Source organism: Roseobacter sp. EG26 (assembly GCF_049830555.1).
Taxonomy (GTDB): domain Bacteria; phylum Pseudomonadota; class Alphaproteobacteria; order Rhodobacterales; family Rhodobacteraceae; genus Roseobacter.
The window spans coordinates 72,116-84,882 of the sequence record NZ_JBNBLH010000003.1; the positions used below are offsets into that span (position 1 = coordinate 72,116).

The 12,767-nt window shown below is 59.0% G+C and carries 11 protein-coding genes; 3 read left to right on the plus strand and 8 right to left on the minus strand.

The features are described 5' to 3' along the window. Positions 1–11: 11 nt before the first annotated feature. On the plus strand, positions 12–1,016 hold the full coding sequence (gene deoC / locus ACOTTU_RS08205; RefSeq protein ID WP_425657750.1) for a deoxyribose-phosphate aldolase: 1,005 nt from the start codon (positions 12–14) through the stop codon (positions 1,014–1,016). 24 nt (positions 1,017–1,040) lie between these two features. Beyond that, positions 1,041–3,383, plus strand: coding sequence for an aldehyde dehydrogenase family protein (locus ACOTTU_RS08210; protein WP_425657237.1), 2,343 nt, complete (start codon positions 1,041–1,043; stop codon positions 3,381–3,383). An 82-nt stretch (positions 3,384–3,465) separates the two neighbouring features. Here the strand turns inward: ACOTTU_RS08210 and ACOTTU_RS08215 are convergent, their stop codons facing one another. The 7 genes from ACOTTU_RS08215 to ACOTTU_RS08245 all read right to left on the minus strand — a co-directional run bounded on the left by ACOTTU_RS08215 (position 3,466) and on the right by ACOTTU_RS08245 (position 12,021). Continuing rightward, positions 3,466–4,785: a M16 family metallopeptidase gene (locus ACOTTU_RS08215; RefSeq protein WP_425657238.1), complete on the minus strand. Its 1,320-nt coding sequence runs from the start codon at positions 4,783–4,785 to the stop codon at positions 3,466–3,468. Next, positions 4,782–6,116 carry a M16 family metallopeptidase gene (locus tag ACOTTU_RS08220; RefSeq protein ID WP_425657240.1) on the minus strand — a complete coding sequence of 445 codons (1,335 nt, stop codon included), beginning with the start codon at positions 6,114–6,116 and terminating at the stop codon, positions 4,782–4,784. Before ACOTTU_RS08220 ends, ACOTTU_RS08215 begins: the two co-directional genes overlap by 4 nt. 110 nt (positions 6,117–6,226) lie before the next feature. Beyond that, on the minus strand, positions 6,227–6,727 hold the full coding sequence (locus ACOTTU_RS08225; RefSeq protein ID WP_425657241.1) for a DUF3035 domain-containing protein: 501 nt from the start codon (positions 6,725–6,727) through the stop codon (positions 6,227–6,229). A gap of 51 nt (positions 6,728–6,778) precedes the next feature. Beyond that, the gene (gene lspA / locus ACOTTU_RS08230) at positions 6,779–7,264 is read right to left on the minus strand and encodes a signal peptidase II (RefSeq protein ID WP_425657242.1); all 486 of its coding nucleotides are present in this window, start codon (positions 7,262–7,264) and stop codon (positions 6,779–6,781) included. A gap of 14 nt (positions 7,265–7,278) precedes the next feature. Next, the gene (purH, locus tag ACOTTU_RS08235) at positions 7,279–8,865 is read right to left on the minus strand and encodes a bifunctional phosphoribosylaminoimidazolecarboxamide formyltransferase/IMP cyclohydrolase (RefSeq protein WP_425657244.1); all 1,587 of its coding nucleotides are present in this window, start codon (positions 8,863–8,865) and stop codon (positions 7,279–7,281) included. A gap of 20 nt (positions 8,866–8,885) precedes the next feature. Beyond that, positions 8,886–10,631 carry a heparinase II/III family protein gene (locus ACOTTU_RS08240; RefSeq protein WP_425657246.1) on the minus strand — a complete coding sequence of 582 codons (1,746 nt, stop codon included), beginning with the start codon at positions 10,629–10,631 and terminating at the stop codon, positions 8,886–8,888. Between the two features lie 118 nt (positions 10,632–10,749). Continuing rightward, entirely contained in the window at positions 10,750–12,021 is a 1,272-nt protein-coding gene (locus tag ACOTTU_RS08245) for an RsmB/NOP family class I SAM-dependent RNA methyltransferase (RefSeq protein WP_425657247.1), read from the minus strand. A gap of 85 nt (positions 12,022–12,106) precedes the next feature. Here ACOTTU_RS08245 and ACOTTU_RS08250 point away from each other — a divergent pair, with 85 nt between their 5' ends. Continuing rightward, complete coding sequence (locus ACOTTU_RS08250; protein WP_425657248.1) at positions 12,107–12,301, plus strand: DUF1674 domain-containing protein; 195 nt, start codon at positions 12,107–12,109, stop codon at positions 12,299–12,301. Positions 12,302–12,357: 56 nt separating this feature from the next. Here the strand turns inward: ACOTTU_RS08250 and ACOTTU_RS08255 are convergent, their stop codons facing one another. Continuing rightward, entirely contained in the window at positions 12,358–12,705 is a 348-nt protein-coding gene (locus ACOTTU_RS08255; protein WP_298915525.1) for a dihydrodipicolinate reductase, read from the minus strand. Between the last annotated feature and the right edge of the window lie 62 nt (positions 12,706–12,767).

Here is a 12,767-nt window from a genome sequence, read left to right on the forward strand (position 1 = left end):
GGATGACCGAGATGCTCAGCCACGAAACCCAAACTGCCCAGCCAACAACCGGTCACCAGTTGCCCCAAGTGACGGAACCCAGAAATCCTGGCATGGCATTGGATATGGATTGGGTGCGCAGCTTGCAGGCCAATACATCGGCAATTGAACGTCGGGCTGCCGGTCTTCCGGCGCGGCGGTCGGTCAAGAAACAACATCAGGCTGCGTGGCTGTTGCGTGCTGTGACCTGCATAGACCTGACCACTCTTTCCGGGGATGACACCGAAGACAGGGTGACGCGTCTGTGCGCCAAGGCCCGGCAACCCGTCGCACAATCCGTGCTCGACACCTTGGGCATGCCCGGCATTACAACCGGGGCGGTATGCGTTTATCACGAGATGATCCCGGCCGCTGTAAGAGCATTGAAAGGCACGGGCATTCCGGTTGCGGCAGTCAGTACCGGATTTCCGGCGGGATTGTCACCGTTGCACCTGCGGATCGCCGAGATTGACGAGAGCGTGAAAGCCGGGGCTGCAGAAATAGATATCGTGATCTCACGCCGTCATGTACTGAGCGGCAACTGGCAAGCGCTTTATGACGAAATGTGCGCTTTTCGTGCCGCCTGCGGAGAGGCCCATGTCAAAGCCATTCTGGCCACTGGCGAGTTAGGATCGTTGCGTAATGTGGCGCGGGCGTCCCTGATTTGCATGATGGCGGGTGCCGATTTCATCAAGACGTCAACCGGCAAGGAAAGCGTCAATGCGACCCTGCCCGTCACCCTTGTCATGATCCGGGCCATAAGGGATTACCATCTGCGCACCGGGTTCAGGGTTGGATACAAACCGGCGGGTGGCATTTCAAAGGCCAAGGATGCGATCACCTATCTGGCCATGATGAAAGAAGAGTTGGGCGACCGGTGGCTGCAGCCCGATCTGTTCCGTTTTGGAGCGTCATCTTTGTTGAATGACATTGAGCGCCAGCTAGAGCATCACGTCACCGGCAATTACTCCGCCAGCTACCGGCACCCGACCAGCTGACACGCATTGAAAGGGCCTGAGGCCATGACAGTTTCCGAGATATTTGAAACGATGGAATACGGGGTCGCTCCGGAAAGTACCGAAGATGCATTGGCTTGGCTGAAAGACCAGGACAATCGGTTCGGACATTTCATCGACGGCACCTTCACGGAACCAGGGGAAGGTTTTGACAGCCGCAATCCGGCGAATGGAGAGACCCTGGCGACACTGACCCAAGGCACACGGGCGGACGTCGATGCCGCAGTGAAAGCAGCCCGGCGCGCCCACCCCAAATGGGAAGGCCTTGGCGGCCATGGCAGAGCGCGATATCTTTACGCCCTTGCGCGCCTGCTGCAAAAACACGGGCGGATGTTTGCCGTTCTGGAATCGCTCGACAATGGCAAACCGATCCGCGAGAGCCGTGATATCGATGTACCCCTTGCACAGCGGCATTTCTATTTCCACGCGGGCATGGCGCAGTTGATGGAAGACGCGTTGCCGGACCGCGAAGCGCTAGGAGTATGCGGTCAGGTGATCCCGTGGAATTTCCCACTGCTGATGTTGGCTTGGAAAATCGCTCCCGCCCTCGCCATGGGCAATACAGTTGTTCTGAAACCCGCTGAATACACCTCTCTGACCGCCTTGCTTTTCGCGGATATCTGCCGTCAGGCCGGGCTGCCGAAAGGCGTTGTAAACATTATCACCGGTGATGGCACCGTTGGCGAAATGATTGTGGCTGCGGATGTCGAAAAAGTGGCGTTTACAGGATCAACGGCAGTAGGGCGCCGCATCCGCGAAGCCACGGCGGGCAGCGGCAAGGCGCTGACGCTGGAGTTGGGGGGGAAATCTCCCTACATCGTATTTGACGATGCGGATCTCGATTCAGCCGTCGAAGGCTTGGTTGATGCGATCTGGTTCAATCAGGGTCAGGTATGCTGTGCGGGATCGCGTCTTTTGGTGCACGAACCGGTTGCAGAGGTGTTTTATGCCAAGTTGCGTGCGCGCATGGATAAGCTGCGCGTCGGCGACCCGTTGGACAAGAGCATTGATGTTGGCGCGATTGTCGACCCGGTCCAGCTGAAAGCAATTACTGAGCTCGTCGCTTCGAATTCCGCGGGTCATACCCACGTCGCCACGGCGCAATTGCCCGAGGCTGGCAGCTTCTACCCACCCACGCTGATCACAGGTCTGAACCCTGCTGATACGCTGATGCAGGAAGAGATCTTTGGGCCCGTTCTGGTGTCCTCAACGTTCCGGACGCCGGCGGATGCTGTAGCGCTGGCCAATAATACGCGCTACGGCCTGGCCGCAACCGTCTGGAGCGAGAATATCAACCTCGCGCTCGACATCGCGCCCAAACTTGCGAGCGGGATCGTCTGGATCAATGGCACCAATCTGATGGATGCTGCCGCCGGTTTCGGGGGCGTGCGGGAAAGCGGTTTTGGCCGCGAAGGAGGATGGGAAGGTCTTGCAGGTTACACACGGCCTAAGGGCGCGCGAAAACCGCTCAAGGAGATTTCGGCCTTTTCCGGCATCGGCAATCCTGTAGATTCGATTGACCGGACCGCCAAACTTTACATCGGCGGCAAGCAATCGCGCCCGGATGGGGGTTATTCGCGCCCGGTCTGGGGGAAGTCAGGAGGTCAACTTGGCCATGTCTCCCTGGCAAACCGCAAGGATTTGCGCAACGCGGTCGAAGCCGCGCAGGCTGCAAAGAGCTGGGCCAGAACCAGCGGCCACCTGCGTGCGCAAATCCTTTATTATATCGCCGAAAACCTCTCCGCTCGGGCCGCAGAATTTGCGCGGCGTTTGAATGACATGCAGGGTGGCAAGCTGGGGGAAAAGGAGGTCGAAGCGACAATACAGCGGCTCTTCACCTATGCTGCATGGGCTGACAAAAACGACGGTCAGGTGCACGGTGTTCCCATCCGCGGCGTCGCCCTTGCCATGAAGGAACCCGTTGGCGTGATCGGCGCCATTTGTCCAAATGAGATGCCCTTACTGGGTCTGATCTCTTGCATGGCTCCGGCCATCGCAATGGGCAATCGGGTCATTCTCAGTGCTTCTGAACCCTTTCCTCTGACAGCTACGGATTTCATCCAAATCCTGGAAACGTCAGATGTGCCTTCTGGTGTTGTCAATATTCTCACCGGTTCTCATGCAGATGTCGCAAGGCACATGGCAAGTCATATGGATGTTGATGCCGTTTGGTCATTCGCGGATAAAGACCTCTGCGCTGATATTGAACGTGCCAGCGCCAGCAATCTCAAACGCACCTGGGTCAACAATGGTTTCGCCCGTGACTGGTTGGGAAAAGCAGGTCAAGGCAAGGAATTCCTTGATGCCGCGACCGAAATCAAGAATATCTGGGTCCCCTATGGCGAATAACACCTGAACCACGCGACAACACTCGGCCCATCAAGGGCCGAGGACATGGCGTGGCGCGTCAGCGCCTCATTTTAACAAAACATCAGTTGGCTGGTGTGCTTTCCAGCCCAACCGGCTGCCCGACGACAACGAAATGCAGCCCTTCCGGAACAAGCAGATCCGCGGCGACCCGTTTGACGTCTTCCAAGGTGACCGCCTCAACGCGCTCGTTTCGGGTCGCAATGTAGTCGATCGGCAAACCGAGCATTTGCATTCCGACCATTATCCGCGCGATCGGTCCGTTTCCATCAAATCTCAAGGGGTAGGCCCCTGTCATGTAGGTCTTGGCATCATCCAGCTCAGCCTGTGTCACACCTTCCGCCGCCGCCCTGGCCCATTCGGACCGGATGACATCGATGGCTTCTGCGATCCGATCATTGGCCGAACTTACGGATCCAAGGTAAATCGCAGCGAGATCTTTTGGTATGAGGTGAGAGTAGACCCCGTAGGTCAGTCCGCGTTTTTCGCGCACCTCATCCATCAATCGACTTTCAAACGACCCGCCCCCCAAAACCTGGTTGAGGACGCTGGCGGCAAAGAAATCGGGGTCTTCCTGGGCCATACCGGCATGCCCGAATATCGCTACAGACTGCGGCGTTGTAAAAGGGACAACGGTTACGCCACCGGGAATTTCAACCTGCGCCACTGGTGGCATAGGCGCACCGGTTTCAGGTAAGTCACCCAGCAATTCATCCATCAGGATCGCCAGATCTTCGGGCGTGATATCTCCGACAGCGCCGATGTAGATGCGGTCGCGCGCCATAACATTGAGGTGCGCTTGTACCAGATCGTCACGGGTCAGGGCCGCCACGGTTTCTTCGGTACCGTTGATCGACGTCGCATAGGGATGATCTCCAAAGGCAACCTGGTCAAAGGTCCGGCTGGCGATGTCGTTCGGGTCCTTGGCCTCTGAGCGAATGACGGAAAGCACCTGGTTTCTGACGCGTTCAATGGCATCCGCATCGAACCTCGGTTCAAGCAAAGCCGCGCGCAGCAAAGCGACCGAAGCGTCTTGATTCTCCGTTAGGAACCGGGCGGAAACCGATAGGGAATCGTCCCCGACATCGAACCCAAAAGATGTGGCAAGCGCCTCCCCTGCCCGGGCAAAGGCTCTGGCGTCCATGTCGCCCGCGCCCTCCTCAAGAAGGCTCGTCATCAGGTTCACCGCACCGCGCTTGCCAGGTGCATCCAGCGACGCGCCACCCCGAAACCGGACTTCCAATGCTACAAACGGAATGGAGTGATCTTCCACCAACCAGGCCGTCAATCCGCGATCAGAGGTAACTTCCTGAATTTTGACCTCTGCCGCCGTGGGTGCTGCGATCACAAAAGTGACAAACATCGACAAAAGAAAACGGATCATTGCGTTACCTCCTCGCGCATCAGCCATCCGGTCACAGAGGCGCGGATATCAAAAACATCGCGTGCGGCTTCGACGATATCTTCGGCCGTCACCGCCTCCAGAACATCGGGCCAGGCTTGCACATCTTCAATCGTCAAACCCGACGACAGGGCTTGCCCATAGCGGTTGGCAATTCTGTCCACATCGTCACGCGCATAAATCTGATCCGCCCTGATTTGCAGCTTGATACGGTCAAGCTGTTCAGCGTCGACACCGTCTATCAGGAATTGTTCCAACGCCGCATCCATGGCGTCTTCGGCCTCTTGCAGGCTCACACCCGGGCGCGGCACCACCAACACGGTGAAGGTCGTATCATCCAGCGAAACCCCACGGTAGAAGGCCGCCGAATAGGTCGCGATCTGCGTATCGAACTGCAATGCATCGGTCAGATAAGACGTCGTGCCACCGCCCAGAATTTCCGCCAGAATGGTCAGGGCTGCTGCCGCCTGCTGATCTCCCGGATCACGCTCGGGTGCCAGATAGGACCGGCGCACATAAGGCTGTGCGACACGTGCGTCGCGGAAAATCACCCGCCTTTCGGCGGTCTGCGGCGGTTCTTCCGTGCGAACGCGTTCAGGAAGATCGGGGTTGGCAGGAATTACGCCATAGTATTTGTCTGCCAACCTGCGCACGTCTTCCGGCGTTACATCCCCTGAAACAACAAGAATGGCGTTGTTGGGCGCATAGTAGGTTTCGTAAAACCCCAAAGCATCATCCATATCCAGCGAGCGCATTTCGTGCATCCAACCGATAATCGGTGCGCCATAACGGTGGTTGAGGAACTGCGCCGCGCTTAACTGTTCCCCGAACAGGGCGCTGGGATTGTTTTCGGTCCGCTGGTTGCGTTCTTCAATGATCACATCGCGCTCGGTTCGGATATTGTCTTCGGTCAGACGAATGTTGCGCATCCGATCTGATTCCATGCTCATCATCAATTCCAGCCTATCCGCTGCAACCCTCTGGAAGTAGGCGGTATAGTCATATGACGTGAACGCATTGTCGCGCCCGCCGTTTCGCGCGACCGTCGCCGACAACTCTCCTGCGGCCAGTTTGTCGGTCGCCTTGAACAGCAGGTGTTCCAGGAAGTGGGCGACGCCAGACGAGCCTTTGGGCTCATCAGCCGATCCGGCCCGGTACCAGACCATATGCTGTACCACGGGGGCACGGTGATCTTCGACCACGATGACCTGCATGCCATTGTCGAGTTTGAAAGTGGTGACCGCCTCGTCACTCGCGGCCAGAAAACCGGGAAGAAGCGAAAGAAGTGCTGCAATGGCAGTCAGTCGGATCATGGGACGTCCTTCTTGTGGTCAATCACATCTCGTTGCCCAAGAGGTACTTCCCCGCGGCGCGGGTTCAAGGCGTCCTGTCACGAAAGTGAGCGAAAGCGCCCCAAGTAAGCTCAATTGAGCGGTGGATAGCTTGGCGTTTTGGCCCCGGCACGTCGCCATTGTCCTGCAACCGTCTCCGCATCAAGAACCTCGCGGCGATAAGCCTGCACATAACGATCCTCGGGGAAAAGGCGGAACTGGGTGAAGCGCGACTGTCTGCGGCGGAAATCAGCATCGGCTTTCGCGAGGTCCTGACGAATGCTCGGCGATACGCCAAAGCGACTGGCGGCCGTAACCAGAGCGCCATCAGAGGCGGGAATGCCGCTGGATTGCGCCGGTTTGCCACCCAGAGCGATGACCGCATCAGACAGCGGGTCATTGTCGGTCCGGTTGCTTTGGCCAGGCGTTGGGGTCGGCAGCGTGCTCAGATCATCTGGCGTTTCCAGCGTGGCTTTGGGCTCGATGATGAACTCATCCGGTCCACGCGAATTGGGACGCAGATCTCTCAGGCCCTTGTTTGCACAAGCGCTGAGGGCAGCGGTGATCAGAATGAGGGCCAAAATCCGGCGCATGTCAGGTCTCCTCGCGGTCAGTCCGTTGATACGCCAAGCGGGCGGGCAATGTCACTGGCCTTTTTTGGGCTCGGACTTCACGTCTGGAGCAAAGAACACCAACGCTATCGCGCCAGCAAATATGAACACATCCGCCAGGTTGAACACAAAGGGATTGTCGATACCGCAACAGGACATGTTCAGAAAATCCAGAACGTAACCATAGATCAGCCGGTCGAGCACATTGGCCAGCGCACCGCCGACCAGGAGACCGGCGCCTATGCGCGCCATTCGACCAAGAGCGTGCTTTCGGGCCCAGATCAAAACGGCTAGGCAGATCGCAACCGCAAGAGCGATCAATATCCAGCGACTGGCCTCTGATCCGTCGCCAAAAAGACCAAAATTGATACCCCTGTTTTCCCCGTAGCGGAAGTTCAGCACCGGCGGCAGAACATCAATCGCCCGGATGCGCCAAAGCTCCAGCCCGTGAATGATCCAGTACTTGCTGGCCTGATCAATGACGAAAGCGGCCGCCGCTGCCCAAAAGATTGTGCGCATTGGGATTCCTGTTCTCAGTGTCGGAAATGGCGCATGCCGGTAAAGACCATCGCAAGGCCCGCCTCGTCTGCGGCGGCGATCACCTCGTCATCCCGCATGGATCCACCGGGTTGGATCAGCGCAGTTGCGCCCGCTTCGGCAGCTGTGATCAGGCCGTCGGCAAAGGGAAAGAACGCGTCCGACGCCACCACCGAACCCTGCGTCAGTGGTGCTGGCAAGCCCATCGCCTCAGCCATGTCTTGCGCTTTGCGCGCAGCGATCCGCGTGCTATCTACGCGGCTCATCTGCCCGGCACCGACGCCGACCGTCGCACCATCCTTGACGTAGATGATCGCGTTGGATTTGACATGCTTCGCCACGGTCCATGCAAACAACAGGTCTGCCATCTCCTGATCGGATGGGGACTTCCGGGTAACCACCTTCAGATCCTCCAATGAAACCCGCCCGACATCCTTGTCCTGCACCAGATAACCTCCCGACACCTGCCTGACCGCCAGAGCGGCAGTTGCCGGATCGGCCAGCCCATCTGTTGTCAGCAGGCGCAGGTTTTTCTTTGCCGCGAAAACGGCGAGCGCAGCCTCATCCGCACCGGGTGCGATGACGACTTCTGTGAAAATTCCGGTGATTTCCTGTGCCGTCTCCGCATCCAGGGGCCGATTCAAGGCGATTATGCCGCCAAAGGCAGAAGTCCGGTCACAATCAAAGGCGCGCGTGTAGGCCTCTTTCAGCGTTGCACCACGTGCCACGCCGCAAGGATTGGCGTGTTTGATGATTGCGCAAGCCGGACCATCACCCGGGTCAAACTCACTCACCAACTCGAAGGCCGCATCCGTGTCATTGATGTTATTGTAGCTCAGCTCCTTACCCTGATGCTGGGTCGCCGTCGCCACACCGGGACGGTTGGAGCCATCCGTGTAAAAAGCGGCGGACTGATGCGGGTTCTCCCCATAGCGCAGGGGTTGCGCCAGCGTGCCGCCAAAGGTCTGGCGGCGCGGCGTTTGCCCCACCTCACCGGCCATCCAGGTGCTGACAGCCGTGTCATAGGCCGCCGTCCGCGCATAGGCGGTTTGGGCAAGACGTTGACGCAACGCATAGGTTGTTTGCCCGTCATGGGCCGCCAGTTCCGCCAAAACCGCGTCATAGTCCTGCACATCCACCACAACCGTCACGAACCCGTGGTTTTTCGCCGCCGACCGGATCATCGCCGGGCCCCCAATATCGATGTTCTCGATCATCTCGGCATAGGGCGCCCCTTTGGCCAGCGTCTCCTCGAAGGGGTAGAGGTTCACCACCACCAGATCGATGGGCCCAATATCGTGGGCCCGCATCGCAGCGACATGATCATCCTTGTCCCGCAGCGCCAGCAGCCCGCCATGAACCACCGGGTGCAGTGTCTTGACCCGGCCGTCCATCATTTCAGGAAAACCGGTCACATCCGCAACATCCCGCACCTCCAACCCCGCGTCGCGCAACGCCTTTGCCGTGCCCCCGGTAGACAGCAGCTCGACGCCACGCGCTGCCAAAGCCTGCCCCAGATCCACCAGCCCGGTCTTGTCTGAAACGGAAAGAAGTGCGCGGCGCAGCGGGGCGAGATCGGTCATGGGCAGGAATCCTTGAAAGGCTATTCGGTCAGATCAGGCGTATCCTGGCTCAGATCCCGCACGCCAATCGCAGTTTCCTGCGCCTTGGACAAGGACCAGCGGACACGGGTGGCGTATGACATAGCCCGACCGGAAAGAACAATCTGATTTGCACTGCGCGGTTTGAGGCGACCGGTTTCGAGATAGACCGAAGGCTGCAAGCTCAGAGTTTGGGCGCCATCATGTCTGAAGACCCAGATTTCCCCGCTTTTCAGGGCCATGGAGATTGCAGCCCCGCCCAGATCGAGTGTCGCGTCCACCTCTGGGTGAAGGTGGAATCGGATGTCAAAGGCGATGCCTTGCAGTTGCGTGGCATCAAGGGCGCGGTCAAAGCGCTTCTTTTCCGCATCATCCAGTGACAGCAACATGTCCTCTCCGGCCATCGCCCGCCCGTCAAAGGTCATTTCAAGTGTGCGTGCGTGCGTCAGCCCGTGGGTTTGCGCAAATCCGTTGTGCCCCCCCTGAAACCGCAACCCGTCGCTCACATGCCCAATCTCGATTGGGACGCGCGTGGGTGCCTCGATGAGCTCTTCGCGCCCTGTCGCCCTGTCAGTATTGCCAAGCCTCGCACTGGAATAGCCGTCCAGCGACAGCGTTGAATGCGACGGGGTCGCCCGACCAGCCCGCCGCCAATCGGGACCAAAGGAACGCCCCGATCCGCAATTGACCACCAGCGGTCGTCGCCCTGACGTCAGTTCCAACGCCAGAGTGGAAGCGTGGGCGTTAAAGGATGCCCGGCCCGTGGGTGGTTTCGCCGCATCGACAATGACGCTGGTGCGCCCCGCCGAAAGCCGTGCAAACCCCATCGACAATCCGTCCGGCTGGCGCGTTTTGACCCGCGCTTGCGCCAAAGCATGGTCCAGCCAGCCTTCCGGCCCCCGTCCACCACCGTGGAATCGCGCCAAACCACCGTCCGAATGGCGCAATGTCCGCAGCGTCGGTGCAATGCGTTCAATGGCGTCCAGGTGTTCCTGAGGTGTCGCGTGGCCCGCATCAGACAGCGCTGCGGCGGCCCATGTGAGGAGGGTGAAAACCTCCAGCAACTCCTCAGGGTTCCGCGTCGGCAGGCCACCCTGATCGTCGATTTGTGAGCGGCACTCCTTCGCCAGTGCTTTCACGGCGGGCATCGCCACCGGTTCCATTCCTTCCAGAGACAGGCCCGCGTAAACCAGACCGGTCAGCGCTTCAAATCTGGGCAGTCCGCTGGCCGCACCGTGCCAGCGGCGAGCAAGAAAATGTGTTTGCTGATGCAGGCTGCGATAAAAGACATCGCTGTCTGGTGCATCCTGCCCCTGCAACATGAAGAGCGCGTGGTTGATCCACCGGATGAGGCGTCGCCCCGTAAGATCGGGCGTCCAGCCCGGGCCGCGTCCACGGCCATAACGTTCGATCCAGCCCCAGAGCCAAAGACGCGCGGCATTGCGGGCTGGCGGATCGCCAACCGCCGCAAGATCATCCAGCCAGGCGAACCCCTGAATCTCCTGCTCGTAATCACTATTGGGTGCCGGCAAATCCCATAGTTCCGCATCCTTGTGTTCCAACAGGTGGCCAGCAAAGAGGAAATTACCCGCCAGCAACTGGCGACCTTTGGCAAAACTGCCGATCGTGCGCGGTTCAGGTGACGAGACGAATCCCACAGCGCGCGCGCGCATACGTCCGGCACGCGCGGCGTGCCAGCGATTCAGGAAATGCACCTTGCGGGCAGCAAAACTTCTGTTTTCGGACATGTGGGTCTCTGCCTGGGGACGCTCTGACGGCGTTTGAACATATGTTAGCGTGGCAAAACCCGCGAGTCACCGACTTATCTTGACCCGCCTGCTTTTCATACTGGAGAAACCATTTGGATCACGCAGACTTGCGCAGGCAAGCCATGTAGAAACCATCCATACCACCTTTGTCCGCCCAGAAATCCGGACGCAAACGCAATCCGCCTTCCGTGGTTTGCCAATCGGGATCGATGCCCGGGCGATCAAGCGCGTGTCTATCCGTCTCCATGTCGGTGTGACGGATCAGCGCTTCATCCACTTGGACCTCGCCTTCGTCGGGCAGCAAGGAACAGGTGCAGAATACCAGGCGTCCGCCCGGCTTAAGCAATGTCCAGGCATGGTCGATCAGCTGCTCTTGCAGATCAATCAACGCGCCAAACTCAGACCCGTCCTTTGCCTGTGGCAGATCCGGGTGACGTCGGATCGTACCCGTTGCTGAACAGGGTGCGTCCAGCAGCACTGCATCATATTGCCCCTTGGCGCTCAGCGCGTCGGTAACCACAAGTTCGGCCTTGAGCCCCGTACGGGACAGGTTTTCTTCTACGCGCGTCATACGCCCCGCCGAATCGTCCAGCGCCGTCACCTGAGCGCCCGCTGCCGCCAGTTGCATGGTCTTGCCACCGGGGGCCGCACAAAGGTCCAGCACCTTCTCACCAGGTTTCGGAGCCAGAATTTGAACCGGCATCGCTGCGGCGACATCTTGGACCCACCAAGCGCCTTCAGCAAAACCGGGCATTGAGGAAACCTGCCCCGCATCGCGGATACGTACTGATCCATTGGGCAGAAGCGTGCCACCCGTTGCGGTTGCCACGGCCTGCGGGTCATCACGTGCCGTCAGGTCAAGTGGCGCGCCGTTAAAATGCGCGATTTCCATCGCCACCATGGCATCAGCGCCCCAGGCCTGAACCAAGGGACCGCGCAGCCATTTCGGCAATCGCGGGGCGCGCAGATTCTGCCACGCGTCAGGACCATCTGCGGCAACTTTGCGCAGAACCGCGTTTGTCAGCCCCTTCAGATGGCTGAGCCGCGGATGTTTGGAGACGAGTTCAACCATCGCATTGACAACACCGTGCGCCGCAGCCCCTGTACAAAGTTCAACCGTGCCGACCCGCAGCACATTGCGCACCGTCAACGGCGGGTATTTCGACAGGTGCTTTTGCAGCAGGCGGTCCGCGCGTTCCATCCCCCGCAGCGTGTCGGTGGCCAGACGTGCGGCCCGTGCGCGGTCGTCCACGGGTAATTTGTCCAATGCGCCCGATCCGGTCAGTTCGGACATCAGTCGCCCCTCACCCAAAATCTGATCAAGCAGATAGACGGCGCTGCGCCGCGCCGGAACGCCTGTGTCGGACATGATTGTGGCTCCAATAGATGCTGGCGGGTTGTCTGCGCCAAAGAGGGGCGTATATCAAGGGCAGGACGTTCAGGAAAGATGCGAAATGGGCGACGACAGAGAAACAAATGAAGTAGCTAAAAAGCTGCCTCCGGCAGCTCGTCGGGCTTTGGCCGAAGCCGAAGAACGTCGGCGCAAGCAGCAAGAACTGAACTTGCCGCCGGAATTGGGCGGTCGCGAGGGGCCGGAACCCGTGCGCTACGGTGATTGGGAGAAAAAGGGCATCGCGGTCGACTTTTGAAGTCGCTCAAGCGCCCTGCCCGGGCAACAGGCTTGTTTTGAGAATGAAGCCGCCGCCTAGCGCAGACGGAACTCGGCGGAATCGCCTGCACCCTTATCTGATGTGAAGCGGATTCGATTGTCTTTGGCCTGAACTTCCTGACAGTTATACCCCAGCGCATCGCCACCCCAGAAAAGATCGCGGCAGAAATATCCATCGCGCCAGGTCCAGTTTCCTGTCACTTCCCATGCCGCGCCCTTTCCGGAAATGGCTCCTTCCGGAGAAACCTCCAGATTGATGAAAGGGCGCTTAAGTTCTTTGCCCGCGACCAGCGACACAAACTCTTCCTGACTGTCCACTTTAGCGAATTCGGCTGACGCGGCCGTTCCCGCGATCATTGCCAGTGTGCTCACAAGCATGCGCATATCAGAAAGCTCCATAAATCTCACTCAAAGGATATACGCAGCGTGACCGAAATTGGTTTTAA